The organism is Pseudomonas sp. SWRI92, from assembly GCF_014268685.1.
Lineage (GTDB): Bacteria > Pseudomonadota > Gammaproteobacteria > Pseudomonadales > Pseudomonadaceae > Aquipseudomonas > Aquipseudomonas marvdashtae.
Genome location: NZ_JABWQY010000004.1, coordinates 176582 through 202318 on the forward strand (window position 1 = coordinate 176582; position 25737 = coordinate 202318).

General features: G+C 60.1%; 22 protein-coding genes, 4 tRNA genes and 1 riboswitch. Of the genes, 20 read left to right on the plus strand and 6 right to left on the minus strand.

Translation table 11 applies throughout. From position 1 onward, the window contains the following. Positions 1 to 397 precede the first annotated feature (397 nt). The 7 genes from HU762_RS09605 to astE all read left to right on the plus strand — a co-directional run bounded on the left by HU762_RS09605 (position 398) and on the right by astE (position 8114). Positions 398 to 1618, plus strand: a complete 1221-nt coding sequence (locus HU762_RS09605; protein ID WP_186635888.1) for an aspartate aminotransferase family protein — start codon at positions 398 to 400, stop codon at positions 1616 to 1618. A 121-nt stretch (positions 1619 to 1739) separates the two neighbouring features. Next, positions 1740 to 2759 carry an arginine/ornithine succinyltransferase subunit alpha gene (gene aruF / locus HU762_RS09610; protein WP_186612266.1) on the plus strand — a complete coding sequence of 340 codons (1020 nt, stop codon included), beginning with the start codon at positions 1740 to 1742 and terminating at the stop codon, positions 2757 to 2759. A 53-nt stretch (positions 2760 to 2812) separates the two neighbouring features. Beyond that, on the plus strand, positions 2813 to 3838 hold the full coding sequence (gene astA / locus HU762_RS09615; protein ID WP_186635891.1) for an arginine N-succinyltransferase: 1026 nt from the start codon (positions 2813 to 2815) through the stop codon (positions 3836 to 3838). Continuing rightward, the gene (astD, locus tag HU762_RS09620; RefSeq protein WP_186636273.1) at positions 3835 to 5304 is read left to right on the plus strand and encodes a succinylglutamate-semialdehyde dehydrogenase; all 1470 of its coding nucleotides are present in this window, start codon (positions 3835 to 3837) and stop codon (positions 5302 to 5304) included. The genes astA and astD overlap by 4 nt, the downstream gene beginning before the upstream one ends. Before the next feature lie 86 nt (positions 5305 to 5390). Then, the gene (gene astB, locus HU762_RS09625) at positions 5391 to 6737 is read left to right on the plus strand and encodes an N-succinylarginine dihydrolase (protein WP_186635894.1); all 1347 of its coding nucleotides are present in this window, start codon (positions 5391 to 5393) and stop codon (positions 6735 to 6737) included. 69 nt (positions 6738 to 6806) lie between these two features. Next, positions 6807 to 7094, plus strand: a complete 288-nt coding sequence (locus HU762_RS09630; protein WP_003178862.1) for a hypothetical protein — start codon at positions 6807 to 6809, stop codon at positions 7092 to 7094. A gap of 12 nt (positions 7095 to 7106) precedes the next feature. Further along, a complete protein-coding gene (gene astE / locus HU762_RS09635; RefSeq protein ID WP_186635897.1) occupies positions 7107 to 8114 on the plus strand; it encodes a succinylglutamate desuccinylase in 1008 nt (335 codons plus the stop codon). A 57-nt stretch (positions 8115 to 8171) separates the two neighbouring features. Here astE and HU762_RS09640 read toward each other — a convergent pair whose 3' ends face one another. Next, positions 8172 to 8681, minus strand: a complete 510-nt coding sequence (locus HU762_RS09640) for a 6,7-dimethyl-8-ribityllumazine synthase (RefSeq protein ID WP_186612262.1) — start codon at positions 8679 to 8681, stop codon at positions 8172 to 8174. Between the two features lie 101 nt (positions 8682 to 8782). Continuing rightward, a riboswitch (FMN riboswitch) is annotated at positions 8783 to 8951 on the minus strand. A 142-nt stretch (positions 8952 to 9093) separates the two neighbouring features. Between HU762_RS09640 and ltaE the strand changes: the two genes are divergently transcribed. From ltaE to HU762_RS09675, 7 genes are all read left to right on the plus strand, one after another. Then, positions 9094 to 10098: a low-specificity L-threonine aldolase gene (gene ltaE / locus HU762_RS09645; RefSeq protein WP_186612261.1), complete on the plus strand. Its 1005-nt coding sequence runs from the start codon at positions 9094 to 9096 to the stop codon at positions 10096 to 10098. A gap of 146 nt (positions 10099 to 10244) precedes the next feature. Continuing rightward, a complete protein-coding gene (alaS, locus tag HU762_RS09650) occupies positions 10245 to 12866 on the plus strand; it encodes an alanine--tRNA ligase (protein WP_186635900.1) in 2622 nt (873 codons plus the stop codon). Between the two features lie 85 nt (positions 12867 to 12951). Beyond that, on the plus strand, positions 12952 to 14193 hold the full coding sequence (locus HU762_RS09655) for an aspartate kinase (protein WP_186635903.1): 1242 nt from the start codon (positions 12952 to 12954) through the stop codon (positions 14191 to 14193). Positions 14194 to 14376: 183 nt separating this feature from the next. Beyond that, a complete protein-coding gene (gene csrA / locus HU762_RS09660; RefSeq protein ID WP_003178872.1) occupies positions 14377 to 14565 on the plus strand; it encodes a carbon storage regulator CsrA in 189 nt (62 codons plus the stop codon). Positions 14566 to 14627: 62 nt separating this feature from the next. Continuing rightward, positions 14628 to 14718 (plus strand) — tRNA-Ser (locus HU762_RS09665). A gap of 107 nt (positions 14719 to 14825) precedes the next feature. Beyond that, positions 14826 to 14902: transfer RNA gene (locus HU762_RS09670), tRNA-Arg, on the plus strand. 72 nt (positions 14903 to 14974) lie between these two features. Continuing rightward, a tRNA-Arg gene (locus HU762_RS09675) sits at positions 14975 to 15051 on the plus strand. 40 nt (positions 15052 to 15091) lie between these two features. Here the strand turns inward: HU762_RS09675 and HU762_RS09680 are convergent. Beyond that, entirely contained in the window at positions 15092 to 15583 is a 492-nt protein-coding gene (locus HU762_RS09680) for a cell envelope protein SmpA (protein ID WP_186636276.1), read from the minus strand. 323 nt (positions 15584 to 15906) lie between these two features. On the opposite strand from HU762_RS09680, the gene mgtE reads away from it, so the two are divergent. After that, entirely contained in the window at positions 15907 to 17349 is a 1443-nt protein-coding gene (mgtE, locus tag HU762_RS09685; RefSeq protein WP_186635906.1) for a magnesium transporter, read from the plus strand. A gap of 123 nt (positions 17350 to 17472) precedes the next feature. Here the strand turns inward: mgtE and HU762_RS09690 are convergent, their stop codons facing one another. Then, complete coding sequence (locus HU762_RS09690; protein ID WP_186635909.1) at positions 17473 to 17799, minus strand: Arc family DNA-binding protein; 327 nt, start codon at positions 17797 to 17799, stop codon at positions 17473 to 17475. A gap of 529 nt (positions 17800 to 18328) precedes the next feature. Between HU762_RS09690 and HU762_RS09695 the strand changes: the two genes are divergently transcribed. From HU762_RS09695 to HU762_RS09715, 5 genes are all read left to right on the plus strand, one after another. Next, positions 18329 to 18405 (plus strand) — tRNA-Arg (locus HU762_RS09695). Between the two features lie 220 nt (positions 18406 to 18625). After that, a complete protein-coding gene (locus HU762_RS09700; protein WP_186635912.1) occupies positions 18626 to 20233 on the plus strand; it encodes a tetratricopeptide repeat-containing response regulator in 1608 nt (535 codons plus the stop codon). After that, a complete protein-coding gene (locus HU762_RS09705; protein WP_186635915.1) occupies positions 20226 to 20918 on the plus strand; it encodes a HAMP domain-containing sensor histidine kinase in 693 nt (230 codons plus the stop codon). The genes HU762_RS09700 and HU762_RS09705 overlap by 8 nt, the downstream gene beginning before the upstream one ends. Before the next feature lie 246 nt (positions 20919 to 21164). After that, positions 21165 to 22406, plus strand: coding sequence for a glutamine synthetase family protein (locus tag HU762_RS09710; protein ID WP_186636279.1), 1242 nt, complete (start codon positions 21165 to 21167; stop codon positions 22404 to 22406). Between the two features lie 70 nt (positions 22407 to 22476). Then, positions 22477 to 23844, plus strand: coding sequence for an MFS transporter (locus tag HU762_RS09715; protein WP_186635918.1), 1368 nt, complete (start codon positions 22477 to 22479; stop codon positions 23842 to 23844). Between the two features lie 63 nt (positions 23845 to 23907). Here the strand turns inward: HU762_RS09715 and HU762_RS09720 are convergent, their stop codons facing one another. The 3 genes from HU762_RS09720 to flgM all read right to left on the minus strand — a co-directional run bounded on the left by HU762_RS09720 (position 23908) and on the right by flgM (position 25577). Next, positions 23908 to 24654, minus strand: coding sequence for a flagellar brake protein (locus HU762_RS09720; protein WP_186635921.1), 747 nt, complete (start codon positions 24652 to 24654; stop codon positions 23908 to 23910). 92 nt (positions 24655 to 24746) lie between these two features. Further along, positions 24747 to 25214, minus strand: a complete 468-nt coding sequence (locus HU762_RS09725; RefSeq protein ID WP_186635924.1) for a flagellar protein FlgN — start codon at positions 25212 to 25214, stop codon at positions 24747 to 24749. A gap of 48 nt (positions 25215 to 25262) precedes the next feature. Continuing rightward, on the minus strand, positions 25263 to 25577 hold the full coding sequence (flgM, locus tag HU762_RS09730; RefSeq protein ID WP_186635927.1) for a flagellar biosynthesis anti-sigma factor FlgM: 315 nt from the start codon (positions 25575 to 25577) through the stop codon (positions 25263 to 25265). Positions 25578 to 25737 lie beyond the last annotated feature (160 nt).

The following is a 25737-nucleotide window of genomic DNA, read 5'->3' on the forward strand; positions in this document are numbered from 1 at the left end:
CAACCCCTTTATAAGTAGGGCATGTAACCCTGTGGCGAGGGGATTTATCCCCGCTGGGGTGCGAAGCAGCCCCAAAGCCATTCAACGCGTTGGGTCAGGAATAAAACGGTTGGCAGCTTTTACGACTGCTGCGCAGCCGAACGGGGATAAATCCCCTCGCCACAGGGTGTGCTTTGCATGGCCGAGGGAAATGTGGATGCAGGCGCCTCAAATACACCGGCAACGTTTAAACTGCGCCTTTGCGACGCTATTTGTCGCATTGCCGTAAACCCGCGCAAAACGTGGGTTGGCGCTATAAGAAGTTGTCGCTTGGCGGCAAGGCCGGGCCGAAAACTGTCCTTACAATCCTTACCAAGCTCGCCAGTTCCAGGCGGGTGTTCCTCTTCAGGAGACTCCGATGTCCGTTGAGCAAGCCGCGGTACAACGCGCCGATTTCGACCAGGTGATGGTTCCCAACTATGCACCTGCTGCCTTTATTCCTGTGCGTGGTGCCGGTTCCCGCGTGTGGGACCAGTCCGGTCGCGAGTTGATCGATTTTGCTGGCGGTATCGCAGTCAACGTACTCGGCCATGCCCATCCGGCGCTGGTTGGCGCCCTGACTGAACAGGCCAACAAGCTGTGGCATGTGTCCAACGTATTCACCAATGAACCGGCGCTGCGACTGGCTCATAAGCTGATTGACGCAACCTTTGCCGAGCGCGCGTTCTTCTGCAACTCCGGCGCCGAAGCCAACGAGGCCGCCTTCAAGCTGGCCCGTCGCGTTGCGTTCGACCGTTTCGGCAGCGAGAAATACGAAATCATTGCCGCGCTCAACAGTTTCCACGGGCGCACGCTGTTCACCGTCAACGTTGGCGGGCAGTCGAAGTACTCCGACGGTTTCGGGCCTAAAATTACCGGCATCACCCACGTTCCTTACAACGACCTGGCGGCGCTGAAAGCGGCTGTTTCGGACAAGACCTGTGCCGTGGTGCTGGAACCGATCCAGGGCGAGGGCGGTGTATTGCCGGCCGAACTGGCCTACCTGCAAGGCGCCCGCGATCTGTGCGATGCACACAACGCGCTGCTGGTCTTCGACGAAGTGCAGACCGGCATGGGTCGCAGCGGTCACCTGTTCGCCTACATGCACTACGGCGTGGTCCCGGACATCCTCACCAGCGCCAAGAGCCTGGGCGGTGGTTTCCCGATTGCCGCGATGCTCACCACCGAAGCGCTGGCCAAGCACTTGGTCGTCGGCACCCACGGCACCACCTACGGCGGCAACCCGCTGGCATGTGCGGTGGCCGAAGCGGTGATCGATGTGATCAATACCCCCGAGGTGCTCAAGGGTGTCAACGCCAAGCACGATAAGTTCAAGGCGCGCCTGGAGCAGATCGGCGAGAAGTACGGCCTGTTCACCCAAGTGCGTGGCCTGGGCCTGCTGATTGGTTGCGTGCTGAACGACGCCTGGAAGGGCAAGGCCAAGGACATCTTCAACGCCGCCGAGCAGGAAGGCCTGATGATCCTGCAAGCCGGCCCGGACGTGATTCGTTTCGCGCCGAGCCTGGTGGTGGAAGACGCCGACATCGACGCCGGCCTGGACCGTTTCGAGCGGGCCGCGGCGAAGCTGACGCAAGCCTGATTCGCCAGTCCGAACCGACTCCAATGAATGAGCGGCGCGCTGCCGCTCATTCATTGAGTATTTTTTCTCTGTGTATCGGCCTCGCGGTCGACCCGTTTATTTCAAGTTAAGGAGTGACACCATGCTGGTGATGCGCCCCGCGCAAATGGCTGATCTGGGCGAGGTACAGCGTCTGGCTGCGGACAGTCCGATCGGTGTCACTTCCTTGCCGGATGACGTGGAACGCCTGAGCGACAAGATCGCCGCAAGCGAAGCCTCGTTCTCCGCCGAAGTCAGTTTCAACGGCGAGGAGAGTTATTTCTTCGTCCTCGAAGACACCGCCACCGGCAAGTTGGTGGGCTGTTCGGCCATCGTCGCGTCGGCCGGCTATTCCGAGCCGTTCTACAGTTTTCGCAACGAGACCTTCGTCCATGCGTCCCGCGAGCTGAAGATCCACAACAAGATCCACGTCCTTTCCCAGTGCCACGACCTGACCGGCAACAGCCTGTTGACGAGTTTCTACGTGGTGCCGGAACTGGTCGGGTCGCCGTGGGCGGAGCTTAATTCCCGCGGCCGCCTGCTGTTCGTTGCCAGCCATCCGGAGCGGTTCGCCGATTCGGTGGTGACCGAGATCGTCGGCTACAGCGACGAGAATGGCGACTCGCCGTTCTGGGACGCCATCGGCCGCAACTTCTTCGACCTCAACTACGCCGCTGCCGAGCGTTTGTGCGGGCTGAAAAGCCGCACCTTCCTTGCTGAGCTGATGCCGCATTACCCGATCTATGTGCCGCTGTTGCCGGACGCCGCCCAAGAAGCCATGGGCCAGGTTCATCCTCGGGCGCAGATCACCTTCGACATCCTGATGCGCGAAGGTTTCGAGACCGATCACTACATCGATATCTTCGACGGCGGCCCGACCCTGCATGCGCGCGTTTCGGGCATCCGTTCGATTGCCCAGAGCCGCGTGGTGCCGGTCAAGATCGGCGAGCCGGTCAAGGGTGCCGGCCGCCAATACCTGGTGGCCAACGCCCAGTTGCAGGACTACCGCGCCGTGCTGCTTGAGCTCGATTACGCGCCGGGCAAGCCAGTGACCCTGGACATGGAAGCGGCCGAAGCCTTGGGCGTCGGCGAGGGCGCCAGTGTGCGCCTGGTAGCGGTTTAACGCCTTAAGCTGAGTTTCGCGGGTGGCGTGAGCGGCCCGTTTGAGGAGATAGCATGATCGTTCGTCCTGTACGCAGCAGCGATTTACCCGCTCTGATCGCCCTGGCCCGCAGCACCGGTACCGGCCTGACCACCTTGCCGGCCAACGAAGAGCGCCTGGCGCATCGGGTCGGCTGGGCCGAGAAGACCTTTCGCGGCGAAGCCGGGCGCGGCGATGCGGACTACCTGTTCGTGCTCGAAGACGATGACGGCCGCGTGGTCGGCATTTCCGCCATCGCTGGCGCCGTGGGCCTGCGTGAGCCCTGGTACAACTTCCGGGTCGGCCTGACGGTCAGCGCTTCCCAGGAACTGAACATCTACCGGGAAATCCCGACGTTGTTCCTGGCCAACGACCTGACCGGCAATTCCGAGCTGTGCTCGCTGTTCCTGCACGCCGACTTCCGCAGTGGCCTCAATGGCCGGATGCTGGCCAAGGCGCGTCTGTTGTTCATCGCCGAATTTCCACAGCTGTTCGGCAACAAGATCATCGCCGAGATGCGCGGCATGTCCGACGATAACGGCCGTTCGCCATTCTGGGAAAGCCTGGGTCGGCATTTCTTCAAGATGGAATTCAGCCAGGCCGACTACCTGACCGGTGTGGGCAACAAAGCCTTCATCGCCGAGCTGATGCCCAAGTTCCCGCTGTACACCTGCTTCCTGTCCGAAGATGCCCGGGCCGTGATTGGCCAGGTTCATCCTGACACGGAGCCGGCGCTGTCGATGCTCAAGAGCGAGGGCTTCAGCTACCAGGGTTACGTTGACATCTTCGATGCCGGCCCGGCCGTCGAATGCGAGACCGGCAAGATCCGCGCGATTAAAGACAGCCAGGCGCTGGTGCTGGCCATCGGCACGCCGGGCGATGACGCCACGCCGTTCCTCATCCATAACCGCAAGCGTGAAGACTGCCGCATCACCGCAGCACCGGCGCGCTTCGCCGCGGGCACACTGGTGGTCGATCCGCTGACCGCCAAACGTCTTCAACTCAACGCCGGCGATCAAGTGCGTGCCGTGGCGTTGTCTGCCGCTCGGGAGTCGAAATAATGAAATCGCTGTACATCGCTGGAAGTTGGCTGGAAGGCCAGGGCGACGTCTTTGAGTCGTTGAACCCGGTGACCCAACAGGTCTTGTGGTCTGGCAAAGGCGCCACGGCCGCGCAGGTGGAGTCCGCTGTGCAGGCGGCGCGCCAGGCGTTCCCGGACTGGGCGCGGCGCTCGCTGGATGAACGCATCCAGGTACTGGAAGCGTTTGCCGGCAACCTGAAGACTCATGCTGACGAATTGGCCCGTTGCATCGGTGAGGAAACCGGCAAGCCGCTGTGGGAATCGGCCACCGAAGTCACCAGCATGATCAACAAGGTGGCAATTTCGGTGCAGAGCTACCGTGAGCGGACCGGCGAGAAGAGCGGCCCCCTGGGCGACGCCACCGCCGTGCTGCGCCACAAGCCTCACGGCGTGGTGGCGGTGTTCGGCCCCTACAACTTTCCCGGCCATTTGCCCAACGGTCACATCGTGCCCGCGCTGCTGGCAGGCAACTGCGTGTTGTTCAAGCCCAGCGAGCTGACGCCTAAAGTCGCCGAGCTGACGGTCAAGTGCTGGGTCGAGGCCGGCCTGCCAGCGGGCGTGCTGAACCTGCTGCAAGGCGCGCGGGAAACCGGTATCGCCCTGGCGGCGGAACCGGGGATCGACGGGCTGTTCTTCACCGGATCCAGTCGCACCGGCAATTTGCTGCATCAACAGTTTTCCGGTCGGCCGGACAAGATCCTGGCGCTGGAGATGGGCGGTAACAATCCGCTGGTGGTGGATGAGGTGGCCGACGTCGATGCGGCGGTCTACACCATCATCCAGTCTGCCTTCATTTCCGCCGGCCAGCGCTGCACGTGCGCACGCCGTCTGCTGGTGCCGGAAGGGGCGTGGGGCGATGCCTTGCTTGAGCGCCTGGTGCAAGTCAGTTCGACCATCGAGGTGGGCGCCTTCGACCAGCAGCCGGCGCCGTTCATGGGCTCGGTGGTGTCCTTGGGCGCGGCGAAAGCGCTGATGGATGCGCAGAATCATTTGCTGGGCAAGGGCGCGGTGCCGTTGCTGGCCATGACCCAGCCCCAGCCACAGGCTGCGTTGCTGACCCCGGGGATTCTCGATGTGACTGCCGTGGCCGAGCGCCCCGATGAGGAACTGTTCGGGCCGCTGCTGCAAGTCATCCGCTACAAGGATTTCGCAGCAGCGATCAGCGAGGCCAACAACACCCAATATGGCTTGGCCGCCGGCTTGCTGTCGGATTCGCAAGCGCGCTACGAACAGTTCTGGCTGCACAGTCGTGCTGGTATCGTCAACTGGAACAAACAGCTGACCGGCGCCGCCAGCAGCGCGCCGTTCGGCGGTGTCGGCGCCTCGGGCAACCATCGCGCGAGTGCCTACTACGCGGCGGATTATTGCGCGTATCCGGTGGCCTCGCTGGAAACCCCAAGCCTGGTCATGCCGGCGAGCCTGACGCCTGGTGTGCGGATGGCGTAAAACCGCTATCGCGGGTTCGCTCGCGATAGCCGCGCCGTAGTTGTTATTGATGCCTATAAAAAACAGATTCTCGTGGAGCCTCGCTGATGAAATCCTATGAAGTCAACTTTGACGGTCTAGTGGGGCCGACCCATAACTACGGCGGGCTCTCCTACGGCAACGTTGCGTCCCAGAGCAACAGCCAGCAGTCGTCCAACCCCAAGGAAGCGGCGCTGCAGGGCCTGGCGAAGATGAAGGCGCTGATGGAAATGGGTTTCCAGCAAGGTGTGCTGGCGCCACAGGAGCGTCCGGACGTGGCGGCCCTGCGTCGGTTGGGTTTTGCCGGCAGCGATGCCCAGGTCATCCAGCAGGCGGCGAAGGAAGCGATGCCGCTGCTCGTCGCCAGTTGCTCGGCCTCGAGCATGTGGGTCGCGAATGCCGCCACCGTCAGCCCAAGTGCCGACACCGCCGACGGCCGCGTGCATTTCACCGCCGCCAACCTCAATTGCAAATACCACCGCAGCATCGAACACCCGACCACCAGCCGTGTGCTCGGAGCGATGTTTGCCGACCAGCAGCACTTCGCTCATCACGCTGCCTTGCCGGCGGTGGCGCAGTTCGGCGATGAAGGCGCGGCCAACCACACGCGTTTCTGCCGCGCCTATGGTGAGGCTGGTGTCGAATTCTTTGTGTTCGGTCGCAGTGCTTTCGACAGCCGTTATCCATCGCCGCACAAATACCCGGCGCGCCAGACCCTCGAGGCGTCCCGCGCGGTCGCCCGCCTGCATGGCTTGAGCGAAGAGGGCGTGGTGTACGCCCAACAGAATCCGGCGGTGATCGACCAGGGCGTTTTCCACAACGATGTAATCGCGGTGGGCAACGGCGAGGTGCTGTTCTATCACGAGGACGCATTCCTCGAGACCGAGAAGATGCTGGCCGAACTGAGCAGCAAACTTGCCAAGGTTGGTGGGAAATTCCAGTCGGTGTGCGTGCCGCGTTCGGCCGTTACCGTCGATGATGCGGTGCGTTCCTACCTGTTCAATAGCCAATTGCTGTCGCGTCCCGACGGTTCGATGCTGCTGATCGTGCCGGAGGAATGCCGCGGCAACGAACGCGTCTGGCAATACCTGCAAGGCCTGACCGGCGCTGGCGGCGTGATCCGCGAAGTGAAGGTCTTCGACCTCAAGCAAAGCATGCAGAACGGTGGTGGCCCGGCGTGCCTGCGGTTGCGCGTGGCGCTGAACGAAACCGAGCTGGCGGCGGTGAATCCAGGGGTTATCATGACCGCGCCGCTGTACGATTCGCTGACCCACTGGGTCGATCGCCACTACCGCGACCGGATGACCGAAAACGACCTGGCGGACCCGCAATTGCTGCTTGAATGTCGGTCGGCACTGGATGAACTGACACAAATCCTTAAACTTGGCTCGGTTTATCCCTTCCAGATCAATTGAAAGCGCGCGCGACCTGACTACAGTCAAAGCAGGGCGCGTTGCCTTATCCCCAGACGAGAATGTAAAGACATGAGCGATACCCTGCAGCTGATCCTTGAAGACACCGACGGCACGCAACTGGAAACTTCCTGCACGCGCGTCGCAGTGATGTGGCAAGGCAAGGAACTGTGGATCCAGCAGGATGGCCGCGGCCAGTTGCTGATCGGCGTCGACGTCGAAGAAGGGGATGAGGAATACGCCAACCTGCTGCTGCGTCCATTGGCGACCAACCTGGTCAGCCTGCAACTGGAAATGGAACCGGCCGACGTCGGCGATGATGACCATGTCCATGGCCCGGATTGCGGCCACGACCATTAAGGAACCCGCGCTATGCTCGCCCTCGGCAAACTGCTTGAACTGACGCTCGCCGGCCGTGAACCGGCGGAGAAGACTCAACTGACTGTCGAAGGCGTACGGATGCGCTGGTTGAGCGAGGGCGCGCTTGAGGTCAAGCCGCCCGAAGCCTGGGATAACGGCCTGGACCTGCTGCTATCGGCCGGAATCCACGGCAACGAAACCGCGCCGATCGAATTGCTCGACCGCCTGCTTCATGGCATTGCCCGCGGCGACCTGAAGCCTCGGGCGCGCATTTTGTTCCTGTTCGGCAACCCCGAGGCCATCCGTCGTGGAGAGCGCTTCGTCGAGCAGGACGTCAACCGGCTGTTCAACGGTCGCCACGAATTGAGCGGCGGCCCCGAAGCGTTGCGAGCGTGTGAACTTGAACGACTGGCCGCGAGTTTCTTCAGCGTGCCGGACCGCAGCCGTCTGCATTACGACCTGCACACTGCGATTCGTGGCTCGAAGATCGAGCAGTTCGCCCTGTATCCCTGGAAGGAAGGCCGTCCGCATTCACGTCGCGAACTGGCGCGCCTGCGCGCGGCGGGCATGGAGGCGGTGTTGCTGCAGAACAAGCCGTCCATCGTCTTCAGCGCCTACACCTACGATCAGCTCGGCGCCGAGTCTTTCACCCTGGAATTGGGCAAGGCCCGGCCGTTCGGACAGAACAACGGGGTTAACGTCAGCTTGCTGGAAACCCGCCTGCAACAGATCATTGAGGGCAACGAGCCGGAGCTGGATGAAGGGCTCGATGGCTTGCAACTGTTCAGCGTCGCCCGGGAAGTCATCAAGCACAGCGATAGCTTCCGCCTGAACTTGCCGGCGGACATCGAGAATTTTTCCGAGCTTGAAAAAGGTTATGTGCTGGCCGAGGACATCGCCCAGACTCGTTGGGTGATCGAAGAGGAGGGGGCCCGGATCATCTTCCCGAACCCCAAGGTCAAGAATGGCTTGCGTGCCGGGATTCTGATCGTGCCGGCGACGGACGAAAACCTGGCCTGAATCCAGCGTTGACTCGGTCGTGGGAGCAAGCAAGTCCGCCCCACGATCGAATCGGCGTCAGACTGCCAGGGCGCGCTGCTCACTGCGGCGCAATGCCCGGGTCTTGTGCAGCGTATCAGCGCAGGTCTTCGCCGCTTCCTGGCCCTTGTGCACGAAATGCTCGAAGAAGAACTTCTGATGTTCTTCGCCGGCATGAAAGTGATGTGGCGTGAGCACGACCGAGAACACCGGCACTTCGGTTTCCAATTGGACCTGCATCAGGCCGCTGATCACCGATTGGGCGACGAATTCGTGACGGTAGATGCCGCCATCCACTACCAAGCCTGCAGCAACGATGCCGGCGTACCGGCCGGATTTTGCCAGCAGCTTGGCGTGCAGCGGAATTTCAAAGGCGCCGCCAACCTCGAAGAAGTCGATGTCGCTTTCCTGATAACCCTGGCTGATCATCTCGGCGACGAAGCCTTTACGGCTCTGGTCGACGATTTCCTTGTGCCAGCAGGCCTGGATGAACGCGACGCGCTCGCCCGGATGGGTTTTGGTTTTGCTGTCGATTGCAGTGGGTTGCATGTTCTGGTTCCTGTTTGTGTGAAAAACAGGGCGTCATGAATCGAAGGGGATTCGAGGGTACGCCGCGCACAAGACAGTCGCAGGCGGCCCTTGGGTGTCAATCCCGTTCTCTCTTCATCCGGACTATGACCGTCGGCCCCGGGATCGCACCGGGTCTGCTGACCTTGTCGCTGCACCGCAAGAAAGTGGTGAGTGCCAAGCGCTCGCGGGCTATGCGCATTGCGCGCAATTACCGCCGGTGGGGAGTTGCACCCCGCCCTGAGAACGTTTTTGTCGCCGTGGTTGGCGGCGGAGGATTTTTAACACATATTTCGGTGCAACGCATGGGCAACTGGCTTGATTATTCATCGCCATGCCCGCAGTAATTGTCATCCGAAAGGGCATTCCCCCATCTGAACCCGAGGCCAGATTCATGAGCGTTATCGACCTTCGCAGCGACACGGTGACTCAACCTTCCGCCGGCATGCTCGATGCCATGGCCAATGCGCCAACGGGCGACGACGTCTACGGTGAAGACCCGACCGTCAATCGCCTCGAAGCCGAACTCGCCGAGCGCCTTGGCTTCGCGGCGGCGCTGTTCGTGCCGACCGGCACCATGAGCAACCTGCTGGGGTTGATGGCTCATTGTGAGCGCGGCGACGAATACATCGTCGGCCAGCAGGCCCACACCTACAAATACGAAGGGGGCGGTGCGGCGGTGCTCGGTTCGATCCAGCCCCAGCCTCTCGAGGTACAGGCCGATGGCTCGCTGGACCTGACGCACGTGGCTGCGGCGATCAAACCCGATGACTTCCACTTTGCCCGCACCCGCCTGCTGGCCCTGGAAAATACCATGCAGGGCAAGGTGCTGCCCCTGGAATACCTGGCCCGGGCCCGGCGTTTTACCCAGGAACATGGCCTGGCCCTGCACCTGGACGGCGCGCGGCTGTACAACGCCGCGGTCAAGCTGAACGTCGACGCGCGCGAGATAACCCAGCATTTCGATTCGGTGTCGGTGTGCCTGTCCAAGGGCCTGGGTGCGCCCATTGGCTCGGTGCTGTGTGGCAGCGTCGAGCTGATCGGCAAGGCCCGGCGGCTGCGCAAGATGGTCGGCGGCGGCATGCGCCAGGCCGGGATCCTCGCGGCGGCGGGGCTGTATGCCCTGGAGCATCAGGTCCAGCGCCTGGCCGATGATCACGCCAATGCCCAGCGGCTCGCCGACGGCTTGCGTGCGGCAGGCTATGACGTCGAGCCCGTGCAGACCAACATGGTCTACGCACAGCTTGGCGAGCGGGCCGAGGCGATCAAGGCATTCGCCGCGGAACGTGGCATCAAGCTCAGTGCCGCGCCCCGTTTGCGCATGGTGACCCACATGGACGTCAGCGCGGGGCAGATCGACCAGGTCATCGACACTTTCGTCGACTTTTCCCGCAACTGATCGCCCCGGCGAGCCAATTGACGGTTTCTATCGCATAAACACGCTGTACCCCACGCAAAGGGCCGATATAATGCGGCCCTTTGCCGTTGCTTCGTCTGTTGACGTTTTGCACAGGCCTTTGGCCGCAGCCTCCGTGGAAGAACCTAATGAAAAGCGCAGAAATCCGTGAAGCCTTCCTTCGCTTCTTCGAAGAGCAAGGCCACACCCGAGTAGCCTCCAGCTCTTTGATTCCGGGCAACGACCCGACCCTGCTGTTCACCAACGCGGGGATGAACCAGTTCAAGGACTGCTTCCTGGGCCAGGAAAAACGTGCCTACACCCGTGCGGTGAGCAGCCAGAAATGCGTACGCGCTGGCGGCAAGCACAACGACCTGGAAAACGTCGGCTATACCGCTCGTCACCACACCTTCTTCGAAATGCTGGGTAACTTCAGCTTCGGCGACTATTTCAAGCGCGACGCCATCACCTTCGCCTGGAACTTCCTGACCTCCGAGAAATGGCTGAACCTGCCCAAGGAAAAGCTCTGGGTCACGGTCTACGCGACGGATGACGAAGCCTATGACATCTGGACCAAAGAGGTCGGTGTCCCAGCCGAGCGCATGGTGCGCATCGGCGACAACAAAGGCGCGCCTTACGCTTCCGACAACTTCTGGACCATGGGCGATACTGGCCCGTGCGGCCCTTGCACCGAGATTTTCTACGATCACGGCGCCGACATCTGGGGCGGCCCACCCGGCTCGCCGGAAGAAGATGGCGACCGCTACATCGAGATCTGGAACAACGTCTTCATGCAATTCAACCGCACCGCCGATGGCGTGTTGCATCCGCTGCCAGCGCCGTCGGTGGACACTGGCATGGGCCTGGAGCGGATCAGTGCGGTGCTGCAGCACGTTCATTCCAACTATGAAATCGACCTGTTCCAAAGCCTGTTGAGCGCTTCGGCCAAGGCCATCGGGTGCTCCAACGACAACCAGGCTTCGCTCAAAGTGGTGGCGGACCACATCCGTTCGTGCGGCTTCCTCATTGCCGATGGTGTGCTGCCATCCAACGAAGGCCGTGGCTACGTGCTGCGCCGAATCATTCGCCGCGCCTGCCGTCACGGCAACAAGCTGGGCGCCAAGGGCAGCTTCTTCTATCAGATCGTCGCCGCGCTGGTGGCCGAGATGGGCGAGGCTTTCCCGGAACTCAAGTCCCAGCAGGCGCACATCGAGCGCGTGCTCAAGGGCGAAGAAGAGCAGTTTGCCAAGACCCTGGAGCAGGGCCTGAAGATCCTCGAGCAGGACCTGGCCGAGCTCAAGGGCAACGTGGTTCCGGGCGATGTGGTGTTCAAGCTGTACGACACCTATGGCTTCCCGATGGACCTGACCGGCGACATCGCCCGCGAACGCAACCTGACCCTCGACGAGGAAGGTTTCGAGCGCGAGATGCAAGCCCAGCGCGTGCGTGCGCGTTCCGCCAGTTCTTTCGGCATGGACTACAACAGCCTGGTCAAGGTTGACGTGGCGACCGAGTTCACCGGTTACGCCGCGACCACCGGCTCGGCCAAGATCGTCGCGATCTATAAGGACGGGCAATCGGTCGACATCCTGAGCGAAGGCCAGGAAGGCGTGATCGTGCTGGACAAGACGCCGTTCTACGCCGAATCCGGCGGCCAGATCGGCGACAGCGGTTATCTGCAAGCGGGCAGCTCGCGTTTCGACGTGCGTGACACCACCAAGACCGGCGGCGCCTTCCTGCACCACGGCGTGCTGGCGTCGGGCAGCCTGATGATCGCCGCTCCGGTGGCGGCCCATGTCGACGCCGAGGTTCGGCATGCCACGTCGCTGAACCACTCCGCCACGCATTTGCTGCACGCCGCGTTGCGCCAAGTGTTGGGCGAGCATGTCCAGCAGAAGGGCTCGTTGGTAGATAGCCAGCGCCTGCGCTTTGACTTCAGCCATTTCGAAGCGATCAAGCCGGAGCAACTCAAGGCGCTGGAAGACATCGTCAATGCCGAAATCCGCAAGAACTCCCCGGTAGAAACCGAGGAAACCGACATCGAGACCGCCAAGCGCAAGGGCGCGATGGCGTTGTTCGGCGAGAAATACGGCGACAGCGTGCGCGTGCTGAGCATGGGCAACTTCTCCGTTGAACTGTGCGGTGGCATCCACGCCAATCGCACCGGCGACATCGGCCTGATGAAAATCATCAGTGAAGGTGGCGTGGCATCCGGCGTGCGGCGTATCGAGGCGGTCACTGGCGCTGCGGCGCTGGCGTACCTCAATGCGGCGGAAGAACAACTCAAGGAAGCGGCGACCCTGATCAAGGGCAGCCGCGACAACCTGATCGACAAGCTCTCGGCCGTGCTGGAGCGCAACCGCCTGCTGGAAAAACAACTCGAGCAGTTGCAAGCCAAGGCTGCCAGCGCTGCGGGCGACGATCTGTCGGCCCAGGCCGTGGACGTCAAGGGCGTGAAGGTGCTGGCCGTGCGTCTCGATGGCCAGGACGGCAAGGCGCTGCTGGCGCTGGTCGATCAACTGAAAAACAAACTCGGCCGCGCAGTGATCCTGCTCGGCGGTGTCCATGAGGAAAAGGTCGTTCTCGTCGCAGGCGTGACCAAAGACCTGACTGGCCAACTCAAAGCCGGTGATTTGATGAAGCAGGCCGCTGCGGCAGTGGGCGGGAAGGGCGGTGGTCGTCCGGACATGGCGCAAGGCGGCGGTACCGACGCCAGCGCCCTGGACGCGGCACTGGCCCAGACCGTTGCATTTGTAGAGCAGGGTATTTAAGGCAGCGCTCCGGGCTCGCCAAGCGTGGGCCCGACCGCTGTTGATTGATTATTGGGCGCCCTTCATGGGCAGAGGCGGCTTTGAAATGGCTTTGATCGTACAGAAATTTGGAGGCACCTCGGTCGGCACCGTCGAGAGAATCGAACAAGTCGCCGACAAGGTTAAGAAATTCCGTGACGCGGGCGACGACCTGGTGGTCGTGCTGTCGGCAATGAGCGGCGAGACCAACCGTCTGATCGATCTGGCCAAGCAAATTAGCGGCGACCAGCAACCGGTCCCCCGCGAGCTGGACGTGATCGTGTCCACTGGCGAGCAGGTGACCATTGCCTTGCTGGCCATGGCCCTGATCAAGCGTGGCGTGCCGGCGGTGTCCTACACCGGCAACCAGGTTCGTATCCTGACGGACAGCGCGCACAACAAAGCGCGTATCCTTCAGATCGACGATCAGAAAATTCGCGGTGACCTGAAGGCCGGTCGCGTTGTGGTCGTCGCCGGCTTCCAGGGCGTGGACGAGCACGGCAATATCACCACCCTCGGTCGTGGCGGTTCCGATACCACCGGCGTGGCGCTGGCGGCAGCCCTCAGGGCTGACGAGTGCCAGATCTACACCGATGTGGATGGCGTCTACACCACCGATCCGCGGGTTGTCCCCGTGGCTCAGCGCCTGGACAAGATTACCTTCGAAGAGATGCTGGAAATGGCCAGCCTCGGTTCCAAGGTGTTGCAGATCCGCGCGGTTGAATTCGCCGGCAAGTACAACGTTCCGCTGCGCGTTCTGCACAGCTTCAAAGAGGGTCCGGGCACCCTCATTACTATTGATGAAGAGGAAACCATGGAACAGCCGATCATTTCCGGCATCGCTTTCAACCGCGATGAAGCCAAGCTGACCATCCGTGGTGTGCCAGACACTCCCGGCGTGGCCTTCAAGATCCTCGGCCCGATCAGTGCCGCCAACATCGAAGTGGACATGATCGTGCAGAACGTCGCGCACGATAACACCACCGACTTCACCTTCACCGTGCACCGCAACGACTACCAATCTGCTGAAACCGTGCTGAAAAAGACGGCTGTCGAGATTGGTGCCCGGGAAGTGGTGGGCGATACCAAGATCGCCAAGGTCTCGATCGTCGGTGTCGGCATGCGTTCCCACGCAGGCGTGGCCAGCCGCATGTTCGAGTCCCTGGCCAAGGAAAGCATCAATATCCAGATGATCTCCACCTCGGAAATCAAGGTGTCCGTGGTGATCGAAGAGAAGTACCTGGAGCTGGCCGTGCGCGCCCTGCACACGGCTTTTGAACTCGACGCTGCTGCCCGACAGGGCGAGTAAGGCGTTGTCCTGAGGGCGCGGCATTGACCGCGCCCTTTGTTTTTCTGAATGGCGTGCCCCAAAACTGTTCTTTTGCGCGCGCTGGTCAATACTAGGCCTGTAGGCTGCGACCGTTTCGGTTGTAGGTCCCATGCCTTTTTTGCAGATTGTTGTCCCTGAACTGAATTGGGTGAGGAGAAAGGTATGCTGATTCTGACTCGTCGGTGCGCAGAAAGCCTGATTATTGGCGATGGCGAAATCACCGTGACCGTGCTCGGCGTCAAAGGAAACCAAGTACGTATCGGCGTCAACGCACCGAAAGAGGTCGCTGTGCATCGGGAGGAAATTTACCTGCGTATCAAGAAAGAGAAGGACGACGAACCAAGCCATTAATTTTTATCGATTTTTATGTTTGCAAACGGGGATGAAGGTGGTTAATATACGCCCCGTGTTGCGGAGAGCTGGCCGAGTGGCCGAAGGCGCTCCCCTGCTAAGGGAGTACACCTCAAAAGGGTGTCGGGGGTTCGAATCCCCCGTTCTCCGCCATTATTCGTTTAGTGCGCTGTAGTCTGGCTTGATCGGTAAGTGATTGAAATTACTGAAAAAAGCGCTTTACAAAAAGATTCGGCGACCTATAATGCGCGGCAACAAATGCACTCGTAGCTCAGCTGGATAGAGTACTCGGCTACGAACCGAGCGGTCACAGGTTCGAATCCTGTCGAGTGCACCATTTAAGAGTTGCTTGCAGCAATGCAAATAACTTGGCTTCAACCAGTTGTGATCTGGTATAAAACCACAATCTGCACTCGTAGCTCAGCTGGATAGAGTACTCGGCTACGAACCGAGCGGTCACAGGTTCGAATCCTGTCGAGTGCACCAAACACCAAAGAGCCCGCATTCAATGCGGGCTTTTTGCTGTCTACGATTCGCCTTTTACACAGCCTTTCTCATCGAATACAACTTCTGCACTGCGGCCTTTCTTCGCTTTGTAGGTATACCGCGTACTCGAATTCCGAATCTTGATCGTGTCGGGCTTGCCCAGCGCGCTGATGACGTCCTGCTGGCTCATGCCGGCGATGATGCGTTGGTTGATGATGGCTTCGCGGCGCTGGCCGGCGTTGATCAGATTCCCGCAGTTGTCTTCGAACTGGCCAACAATAGTCGGTTCCTTGCGCCTGGTTTTGTTGCTGGATGTTTGACGGGGTTCCGCTTCGGGCAGCATCGGCTCGGCGTGGCTCGGCGTGAACGAATGAATCTGCTGCAGCGACAGGGTCTCGCCTGCTTCGCAACTCAAACTCGTAAACGTAACCTGCCCAGCGACGTTTTCGCAGCGGTGCACGGTTTGCCCGGTAGCCCATAAAGGCATACAGGGCAGGGCGGCGAGCAAAAACAGACAGTGACTTGGCGACATCATCCTGGCGTCCTCCTTGACGTTGAAATCAAAGGGTAGCCGCTGGGTTTCTGCCTAGGCATGTGTTTTCTTTTCAAGATAAGTCGTCGTAAATGCAGAGGTTCAGCCTGTGTCCAGGTTTGTCTCGCAAGCGCTTGTTCTTGCCATGATTTTTTAACGTTTTACAGCTTCAAGCGGTGTATGATTGCGCCCGTCAGCCCCGCCGGGGCTTTGGAATATCTTCATGGACTTACCCAGTAGTTACTCAATATCCCGTTTTGCCAATCATGAACTGACTGATTGATCCTTCCGGCGTGTTCCACTGCTGGGAGTGGAGTTCGCCTATGACCGAAGTAGAAGTAAAAAAAACGCAGGAAAGCCTTCAGGATCGCCTCGCTCAAGTCGTTGAGCTGCTGCATCGCCAGCGGGTCGTCGAAGACCTGACGCATCGCCAGGAAGGCCCTCACTCCGACCGGGTCGGGAACCTGGTCCACCGGCAGAATCTCGTCGAGTTGCAGCGCAAGCTCGATGACCTGCACTCGGCCGACGTCGCCTACATCCTTGAAGCCTTGCCACTGGAAGAGCGTCTGACGGTCTGGCAACTGGTCCAGGCTGATCGCGACGGTGACATTCTGCTCGAAGTGTCCGACTCGGTCCGTGAGACCCTGATCGCCGACATGGATGATCACGAGTTGCTGGCTGCCGCGAAGGAGATGGACGCCGACGAACTCGCCGACCTTGCCCCCGAACTGCCGCGCGACGTTGTCCATGAGCTGATGGAAGCCCTCGATGGCCAGCAGCGTGAGCGTGTGCGCTCGGCGTTGTCCTACGACGAGGAGCAGGTCGGTGCGCTGATGGACTTCGAGATGGTGACCATCCGCGAAGACGTCAGCCTTGAAGTGGTCTTGCGCTACCTGCGTCGCCTCAAGGAGCTGCCGGGGCATACCGATAAACTCTTCGTGGTCGATTACGACGGCGTGCTCAAGGGCGTGCTGCCCATCAAGCGCTTGCTCGTCAATGATCCAGAGAAGCAAGTGGCCGAGGTCATGGCCAGCGATCCGGTGAGTTTCCACCCGGACGAAAATGGCTACGATGCCGCCCAGGCGTTCGAGCGTTATGACTTGATTTCCGCGCCGGTGGTGGACAAGAACGGCAAGCTGATCGGCCGTCTCACCATCGATGAAATGGTTGACCTGATCCGTGAGGAAAGCGAAAGCGAAGTCCTCAGCATGGCCGGTCTGCGCGAAGAAGAAGATATTTTCGCCTCGGTCTGGAAATCCCTGCGTAACCGTTGGGCCTGGCTGGCGGTCAATCTGATTACGGCTTTTGTCGCTTCCCGCGTCATCGGCCTGTTCGAAGGCTCCATCGAGAAGCTGGTGGCGCTCGCGGCGTTGATGCCGATCGTTGCCGGTATCGGCGGTAATTCCGGCAACCAGACCATTACCATGATCGTTCGCGCCATGGCGCTGGACCAGGTCAGCACCGGCAATACCTCGCGATTGATGCGCAAGGAATTGGCAGTGTCCTTGATCAACGGCGTGGTCTGGGGTGGGGTGATCGGCGTGGTGGCGTATCTGCTATATGGCAGCTGGTCGCTTGGCGTGGTCATGACTGCCGCGATGACGCTCAACCTGCTGTTGGCCGCGCTGATGGGAGTATTGATCCCGATGACCTTGGCCCGTCTGGGGCGCGACCCGGCAATGGGGGCCAGTGTGATGATTACCGCCGTGACGGACAGTGGCGGTTTCTTTATCTTCTTGGGTTTGGCGACGATCTTCCTGCTCTGAGCACCTCATAAAAGAAGCCCGCCTGATTGGCGGGTTTTTTCTGGGCGATGACTTTGCAATCAGATGCCGGATCCAAGGCAAAAAAAAGCCAGCACAAGGCTGGCTTTAATGTCTGGGCTGCGATCAGGACGCGTCTGCGGCCATTTCGACGTCGTGGGCAATCAGCGAAACGAGGGCGTTTTGCTGGCGATGGGAGAGTTGTCGGAAGCGTTGAAGCAACTCGCGCTCATGCAACGACAGCTCCGGGCTGTCCAGGCGCATGCTCAGCTCTTCACCCAAGGCACCTTCCTGAATCAGGCTTTGCTCTAGGCGCGCGATGATTTCGGAGTTCATGCTGCGGTGATGATTACGAGCCACCTCGGCAATGCGTTCCCGCATTCCGTCTGGCAGACGTACGACGAACTTGTCAGCCGTACGGCTGGAATAAATTGCCTGTTTCATTGGGCGCATATTTATTTAACCGGTTAGTTCAGGGGAGCGGTTCTCGGGATTGGCCGCAGGATGTCGATAGGACAAGGTCTGCAGCCAAATGTTCAACCTGAATTGTTAAGAGGCCCGCATCATGCCTCAAAATTGCCAGATCATTGGCGCCAATTCTGTGACAAATTCTGATCCGCGTAAAGGCGTTATGCCAGTACCCTTCGTCAAAAAATGCGGACTGGTTTGAAAAAACACACAGGTTCCGCATTTGTGACCACTGCATCGTGTCGTTGTGCCATACCGTTGGGCGGATAACCGGTACGGAGCGAAACCTCTGCCGTCCTTGTTCTTTATAGGATAGTGGCAAATGGCCGATTTACTAGGCCGGGATGCTTTGGCGCGGATGAATGGCGGCCGAATTCTCCAGGGACGCGGTCGCTGCGCGTACCGAGCCGCACCATTTGCCTACACTTAAAAAACATGGACGACATGACAAACGCAGGGCTGGCCGTTAACATGCTCGCCGTCCAACGCACCGCGTTTCTCGCGGTCGACTTGTGTCTCAGTAGCTCAATTGGATAGAGCATCCCCCTCCTAAGGGGAAGGTTGGCAGTTCGAACCTGCCCTGGGACACCATATTTTCTGCCCCGCCCTGCAAGTCTCTCTCGATCCCCTTAACGGAACGCCAATCGCTGCCGATAACCCGATGAGCCGGTTTTCGTGACGCCCCGAGGTTCTGGATTGGCTCGCGATGTGCGCTGCGAGTGTCTATCCTCTGCGCGCATCGCCGGGTTGCGGGGCGGTGTTTCATCGTTTTGCCGTTGAGTTCATCTTCTTATTTGCCTGGACATCCTCGATGCTCGCGTACCACCAAAAAAGTTTTCTGATCGTCGATGATTTCTCGGATTTCCGCAGTTCCGTCCGGTCTATGTTGCGTGAGCTGGGCGTCAAGGACGTGGATACCGCCGACACCGGTGAGGTGGCGCTGCGCATGTGCTCGCAAAAGCGCTATGACTTTATTCTGCAGGACTATCACCTGGGCGACGGCCGCAAGAATGGCCAGCAAGTGCTGGAAGACCTGATGGTCGAAAAGCTCATCAGCCATGAAAGCGTGTTCCTCATGGTGACTGCCGAAAGCAGCCAGGCGATGGTGCTCAGTGCCCTGGAGCATGAGCCCGATGCGTACCTGACCAAACCGTTCAATCGTTCCGGCCTGGCCCAGCGCCTGGAGCGCCTGGAGCAGCGCAAGACGCTGCTCAAACCGATCCTGCAAGCCCTTGATCGTGGCAAGCCGATGGAAGTGCTCAACGCCTGCATCGCGCTGTGCAAGCAGGATCCGCGCTACGGACCGTTGTGCCTGCGCTATCGAGCCGATGCGTTGCGTGACTTGAATCAGAACGAAGCGCTGGAGCGCCTATACAACACCATTCTTGCGGACCGCCCATTGCCATGGGCGTACGCGGGCCTGGGAAAATTGTTGTTCAAGCGCGGTCAGGTCCTTCAGGCCAAGGACGTTTATCAGAAGGCTCTGAAAGTATTCCCGATGATGCCGGCCTTATATGACGGCATGGCTGAAGTGCTGGTGGCCGAAGGCGATACGAAACAGGCGCAACACGTATTGGAAGAAGCGGTTCGCTTGTCACCGCTGGCGGTGCGCCGGCAATCGTTGCTGGGCAAGCTGGCAATGACCAATGAAGACTACGAGACCGCCTCGAAAGCTTATCGCCAGGCGGTCGGGCAGGGTGCGCAGTCGCGCTTCAAGGATCCGGAAAGCAATCTCGGCCTGGCCCACGCGTTGATCAGCAAGGGTAGCGAGAAAGGCCTGGACACGCGTACCCGGCTGGAAATCAACACGACGCTCAGCGCCGTGGCGAAGGATAATCCCAGCGATCCGGGGTTACAGGTTCGGGCCCGCTTGATGAAGGCCACGAGTCTGCTGCTCAACGATGCCGAAACCGCCGAGAAGCTGACCGAGCAGGCCTTGCAGCGTCTCGACGGCATGGAACAGTTCATGAGCGCCGAAGCCGCTTTGCTGGTTGCCAAGCAGTTGCAGATGCTTGGGCAGACCAGCGCCGGCGAGTCGATGCTCAAGAACTGCGCGGAAATTTATGGCGATGACCCAGCCGTGATGCAGGGTATCGCCAAGCTCACCGATGACCCCAACATCCTCAACCAGGGCAACGCCGCCGCCGAGCTGAACCGCGAAGGTGTGCGCGTCTACAAGACCGGCGCGTTGCCTGAAGCGCGAGAGCTGTTCCGTCGTGCCCTGAAGATGCAGCCCAAAAACATCAGTATTGCCCTGAACATGGCGCAGTCGTTGTTGCACGGCACCGATACCAGCGTGGAATCGGAGCTGCTGCAGGAATGCCGCGCCTGCCTGAAACTGGTGGGCATGATGCCCGACACCGATGCGCGTCATGCGCGTTATCAGAAACTGCGAAGCAAGGCATTTGGCGATGAATGACAGCGAACAGGCGCTCGATTTTTCCACGGTGATCGCGTCTACCGTGCACGACATGAAAAACTCCCTGACCTTGCTCATGCAGGCTCATACGCAATGGCTCGAGCGTTTGCCGGAACCTGATCGGCAGACGTCGGAGCAGGGCGTGATGGAGTTCGAATTCGCCCATCTCAATGGCTTGCTGGTGCAACTGCTGGGGTTGTACAAACTCGGCGTCAATCAGTTGCCGCTGCATCCGGCCTATCACGAGCTGGATGATTTCATCGAAGCGCAACTGGCCGGCCATCAGGACGTGTTCCGCAGTCGCGGGATCATGGCCACTTATGAAGTCGATCCGCTGAGCCCGCTGGGTTTCTTCGATCGCGAGTTGATTGCTTCGGTGCTCGATAACATGATCAACAACGCCATTCGCCACGCTCGGCAGACCGTGTTGATCAGCGTGAGCGATGAGGCCGGGCAACTGGTGCTGACCATCAATGACGACGGTGAAGGTTATCCGCCCGAAATGATCGAGCGTCAGGCCGAATACGTCCAGGGCATCAACCACAGCAGTGGCAGCACCGGGCTGGGCCTGTATTTCGCGGCGAGAATTGCCGGGCTGCATCAGCGTGGCGGTTTGAGCGGGCGTACCGAGATTGCCAATGGCGGTGTGCTGGGTGGCGGAGTGTTCAGGCTTTACTTGCCTTGAGCCCGTTGCGCCAATAGCGCCGGCGATGCGCATCGTCTTCTAAGCGCCGGTGTTTATTGTTTTCAGGCGCTTGATATTCCGAACAGCTGGAGCCTATTTTGTACGGGTTGCCGTTCGCGGCTCGCACATAACAAGGATTGCGTCATGACGACCGATGGCCAGCGTTCACTCGCGCAGCGACTGACCGGCATTGATGAGATTGAATGTGTCACGCCGGATTTGAATGGCGTGCCCAGGGGCAAGGTAATGACCGCCGAGGGCTTTTTGGAAGGCCGGCGGTTGCAGATGGCGCGAGGCGTGCTGCTGCAATGCATCATGGGCGGTTATCCGCCGTCGCGTTTTTACGGTAGCGACGATGGCGACCTGGCGCTGGTCGCTGATCCAAAGCAGGTCCATCGCTTGCCGTGGAGCCAGTCGCCGCGTGCCTTGGCTATTTGCGACGCCGATGAGCTGACCGGCGAAAGCTCGCGACTCTCCACACGTGGCCAGCTCAAAGCGGTGATCGCCCGGTATGCCGCCCGCGGCTTGGCGCCGGTGGTGGCTACCGAGTTGGAATTTTTCGTGTTCGCACCCAATCCGGACCCCACCCAGCCATTCCTGCCGCCGGTGGGGCTCGATGGCCGCCGCGAAGACGGCCAGTCCGCGTTCAGCGTGAGTTCCAACAACGGCTTGCGCCCGTTTTTCAACGAAGTCTACGCATGCATGGCGGCGCTGGGATTGCCCCGCGATACCTTCATGCATGAAATGGGCGTGAGCCAGTTCGAGATCAATCTGCTCCATGGCGATCCGTTGTTGCTCGCCGACCAGACGTTCCTGTTCAAGCACCTGCTCAAGGAAGTCGCCCTCAAGCACGGCCTGACCGTGGTCTGCATGGCCAAGCCCCTGGCCCATACGCCGGGCAGCTCGATGCATATCCATCAGAGCGTGGTCGAACTGGGCAGCGGTCGTAATGTGTTCAGTGACGAGGCGGGCGAGCCGACGGCAGCTTTCCGGCACTTCATTGGCGGGCAGCAGGCCGGCATGGCGGATTTCACCGCGCTGTTCGCACCGAACGTGAACTCCTACCATCGGTTGTGCCATCCATTCGCCTCGCCAAACAACGCGTGCTGGTCCCATGATAATCGTTCCGCCGGGTTGCGCATCCCCGCCAGTGCGCCGCAGGCCCGACGGGTCGAGAACCGCTTGCCGGGTGCCGACGCCAACCCTTACCTGGCGATTGCCGCGAGCTTGGCGGCGGGCCTCCATGGCATCGAAAACCAACTTGAGCCGAGCGCTGTGACCCAAGGCGAATTCGAGGTGCCGGATAATTTGTCCCTGCCGTGTACCTTGCACGCGGCCCTCGAACGTCTCAAGCGTAGCCAGTTGGCGAAGGAACTGTTCGGTGCCGAGTTCATCGAAGGTTACATCGCTTCGAAGACCATGGAACTGACCAGCTTCTTTGACGAAATCACTCCCTGGGAGCGCCGTGTCCTAGCGGCCCAGGCATAACGAACCGTTGCATTCGGGCTACCTTCAATAGATAGCCCTCACTCACCTCAAGGAGCCGCTCGGAACGCCGATGCGCCAAATCTGGAAACCTTTTCGAGCGCTTTATTTTTCCTCGCTGATGATGCTCATCGGCTCGGGCCTCCTGAGTACTTACCTGGCCTTGCGCCTGGCCGCCGACCACGTCGACAGCCTATGGGTCGGTGCGCTGATGGCCGCCAACTATTTCGGCCTGGTGCTGGGCGGCAAGATCGGTCACCGACTGATTGCCCGCGTCGGGCATATTCGCGCCTATTCGGCCTGCGCCGGAATCGTCGGCGCGGCGGTATTGGGCCACGGCCTGATAAATTGGCTGCCGGCCTGGATCGTGCTGCGGATGATTGTTGGCCTGGGCATGATGTGCCAGTACATGGTCATCGAGAGTTGGCTCAACGAGCAGGCCGAGGCCAAGCAGCGCGGGGTGGTGTTCAGCGGCTACATGATCGCCTCGTACCTGGGGCTGGTGCTGGGGCAATTGATTCTGGTCATGCACCCGGCCCTTGGGTTGGAACTGCTGATGCTGGTGGCGTTGTGCTTCGCCCTGTGCCTGGTGCCGGTGGCGCTGACCCAGCGGATTCACCCGGCACCCTTGCATCCGGCGCCGATGGAGCCGCGTTTCTTTATCAAGCGCGTGCCGCAATCGTTGACCACGGTCCTGGGCTCCGGGCTGATCGTCGGCTCCTTCTACGGCCTGGCGCCGCTGTACGCTTCTCAGCAGGGCTTGAGCACAGAACAGGTCGGTCTGTTCATGGGTAGCTGCATTTTTGCCGGGCTGCTGGTGCAATGGCCGCTGGGCTGGCTATCGGATCGTTACGACAGGGCGCTGTTGATCCGCTGCTTCGCGTTGATCCTGGTGGTGTGCGCGCTGCCGTTGGCGATCCTGCCGAAGGTGCCGCTGGAAGTGTTGTTCGTGGCGGGGTTCTTCTGTTCCCTGGTGCAGTTTTGCCTGTATCCATTAGCGGTGGCGTTCTCCAACGACCATGTCGAAGGTGATCGTCGGGTGTCGCTGACGGCCATGTTGCTGGTGACCTACGGCGTTGGCGCCAGTATTGGCCCGCTGGTGGCCGGGGTGCTGATGAAGTTGTATGGCAGCCAGATGCTCTACGGCTTTTTCGCCTTGTTTGCGTTGATCCTGGTGTGGCGGATCCGGCCGAAAGCGGTAACCAATCTGCATCAGGTCGACGATGCGCCGCTGCACCATGTGGCCATGCCGGACAACATGACCAGTTCACCTTTGGTGGCGTGCCTCGATCCGCGGGTCGACGAGCAGGTTGTGCAGGAGCAGATGCAGACGTCACCCAATCCGGACGTCGAGCCCGAGCCCGAGCCGGAATTGGAGCCGGTCATCGAAGGGGCCGACGATGAACCTCCACCCTCCGATTTCACTCGGGCAAGGCCTTGAGCCTGGCATAAAAAAACGGGCAATCCCTCGTAAGGATTGCCCGTTTTTTCATGCCCGCGAAAATTAGAAATCGTCTTTATCGAACCGACGGGCTTCACGCTGCAATTGATACACGAAACGCTCGACCTGACGCTGTACCAAGCCGCTGATATTGTGAAAGCGAACACCGGCAAAAGTAGTATTGATCCGCTCTTCAAAATGCAGATAGCGCAGTTCCACCGGCGCGGTCATGTTGCCGAAAGGCAAGGCGGCGATAAAACGCTCGTAGACTTGACCCAGTTGCAGCCGTTCGGTGATGTCGCCATCGAAGCGTAGCTTGCAGCCGGTCGCGGAGATATCCAGCAACTTGCCGTTCACCGGAGACTTCAGCTTGTCGCCCCCCAACTCCACGTTCACCAGCTGCGCCAGTTTCAGGGCGGCGCGGAAGGCATTGCGACGTTGGTGATAAACCACTTCATCAGGCAGGGCGCCGCGATAGCAGCGTCCGTCTTTGGACTCCTGGATGGTCAGCGCACCGTTGCCTTCCCACGCGATGCGCACGCCATCATGGAAACCCTCGACTCGAAACGGCTCGCCCGCCAGCAGGAAACGCTCGCCGTCACGGGGGATCATTTCATCCAGGGCCAGGGTATTGCTTTCGCGGTCGACATCCACCAGATAGCTCTGGAAACGCTGGCTGCGCTCATGGAAGGTGATGATCAACGGGTCATGGCTGTCTTGCAGCATCCGCAGGTTGCCGGAGATTTCCAGAGGGGTGCTGAGGACCTTCGGTGGCTGCGGAGCATCATCCGCGTTTGAGGCATTGAACACGGTGGGTCAATCTCCAGGCAAAATACGACTACAAAGAGCCGGCATTTTGCCAGCATGTAGCGCGCGTTGATAGTGCGCAGGCATCGTTCCCTTCATGCCTGGCTGAGCGGGCGGTGCTTGACCAGTTTTGCGGTCGAACCGCGAGCGTCATAAAGCGTAGGGATTTCGCCACCATTGAGGATGCGCAACTGGTTGGCCGTAGCGGCCTGCTGCATCTGGATGGATTGACCGATTCGAGCGTTGGCGGCCTGGCACTGGCTGAGCAAGTCAGTGAGCGCTGCGCTCTGGGATAACAGCTGATCGCCAATCGATGATTGACTCGCCAACTGCTCAAGGCCGCTATTGTCGGCGGGCAGGTTGAGGCTGGCGAGAATCTCGCTGCGCTTGCGGCCATGCTGATCGAGCAAAATGATCAATGCCTGTTTCTGCGCCAGAATATTTTCCAGCAGGGGCATGTCGCGACCGTGCAGTGCCAGGGATTCGGTCTGCAGCAGCTCCAGCAATTGTTGCGCTGGAGCGAAGTCGTCGTTGATCAGTTGCAATAAATGAGTGTCGTGCATGGCTGGCCTTGGGTCTTAAGCGTCCAAAAGCCTGGCGCAGGCGGCGGCCTAGCGCTGGGCTTCGAAATTGAGCAGTTTGCTGGCTACACGGTTGCTGTCGACTTGGTAGCTGCCATCGGCGATTGCTGCTTTCAACTGCGCCACGCGGGCGTTGTCGACGACAGGTTGATCGCGCAGCTTATCCGTGACCTTTTGCAACTGCTGAGCCTCATTGCTGAGGTGTACCGACTCCCCGTTGCTGACAGTAGAAGCTTTTTCGGCTGGCTTGGATTTGTCGGTTTCGACGGTTTCCTTGCTGGCGCTGGTACGGGTGGTGCCTGTCGTGGGCGAAGAGCTGTTTAGACGGTTGAAATCGATGACCATGGTAAAAAACCTCTGGGTATTTGGACGCTTGCCATGTTTTCGGCCATTCCCAAATAAACTTTAGGCTCATTTATCAAATGAACGTGCGCACATCTGCGCTTGCCTTTGCGTAGGCACAGTCTAGGGAACACCGAGGTCAAGCGCCAGCCTGTCACCCTCC

Bases quoted from the DNA above. Each gene is read 5' to 3' on its own strand.
- csrA (WP_003178872.1), top strand. From the start codon at position 14,377: ATGCTGATTCTGACTCGTCGGTGCGCAGAAAGCCTGATTATTGGCGAT.
- astA (WP_186635891.1), top strand. From the start codon at position 2,813: ATGATCGTTCGTCCTGTACGCAGCAGCGATTTACCCGCTCTGATCGCC.
- HU762_RS09725 (WP_186635924.1), bottom strand. From the start codon at position 25,214: ATGCACGACACTCATTTATTGCAACTGATCAACGACGACTTCGCTCCA.
- HU762_RS09705 (WP_186635915.1), top strand. From the start codon at position 20,226: ATGAATGACAGCGAACAGGCGCTCGATTTTTCCACGGTGATCGCGTCT.
- HU762_RS09630 (WP_003178862.1), top strand. From the start codon at position 6,807: ATGAGCGATACCCTGCAGCTGATCCTTGAAGACACCGACGGCACGCAA.
- HU762_RS09715 (WP_186635918.1), top strand. From the start codon at position 22,477: ATGCGCCAAATCTGGAAACCTTTTCGAGCGCTTTATTTTTCCTCGCTG.
- HU762_RS09690 (WP_186635909.1), bottom strand. From the start codon at position 17,799: ATGCGCCCAATGAAACAGGCAATTTATTCCAGCCGTACGGCTGACAAG.
- aruF (WP_186612266.1), top strand. From the start codon at position 1,740: ATGCTGGTGATGCGCCCCGCGCAAATGGCTGATCTGGGCGAGGTACAG.
- HU762_RS09680 (WP_186636276.1), bottom strand. From the start codon at position 15,583: ATGTCGCCAAGTCACTGTCTGTTTTTGCTCGCCGCCCTGCCCTGTATG.
- HU762_RS09655 (WP_186635903.1), top strand. From the start codon at position 12,952: ATGGCTTTGATCGTACAGAAATTTGGAGGCACCTCGGTCGGCACCGTC.
- HU762_RS09640 (WP_186612262.1), bottom strand. From the start codon at position 8,681: ATGCAACCCACTGCAATCGACAGCAAAACCAAAACCCATCCGGGCGAG.
- alaS (WP_186635900.1), top strand. From the start codon at position 10,245: ATGAAAAGCGCAGAAATCCGTGAAGCCTTCCTTCGCTTCTTCGAAGAG.
- astB (WP_186635894.1), top strand. From the start codon at position 5,391: ATGAAATCCTATGAAGTCAACTTTGACGGTCTAGTGGGGCCGACCCAT.
- mgtE (WP_186635906.1), top strand. From the start codon at position 15,907: ATGACCGAAGTAGAAGTAAAAAAAACGCAGGAAAGCCTTCAGGATCGC.
- astE (WP_186635897.1), top strand. From the start codon at position 7,107: ATGCTCGCCCTCGGCAAACTGCTTGAACTGACGCTCGCCGGCCGTGAA.
- flgM (WP_186635927.1), bottom strand. From the start codon at position 25,577: ATGGTCATCGATTTCAACCGTCTAAACAGCTCTTCGCCCACGACAGGC.
- HU762_RS09710 (WP_186636279.1), top strand. From the start codon at position 21,165: ATGACCGCCGAGGGCTTTTTGGAAGGCCGGCGGTTGCAGATGGCGCGA.
- ltaE (WP_186612261.1), top strand. From the start codon at position 9,094: ATGAGCGTTATCGACCTTCGCAGCGACACGGTGACTCAACCTTCCGCC.
- HU762_RS09700 (WP_186635912.1), top strand. From the start codon at position 18,626: ATGCTCGCGTACCACCAAAAAAGTTTTCTGATCGTCGATGATTTCTCG.
- HU762_RS09605 (WP_186635888.1), top strand. From the start codon at position 398: ATGTCCGTTGAGCAAGCCGCGGTACAACGCGCCGATTTCGACCAGGTG.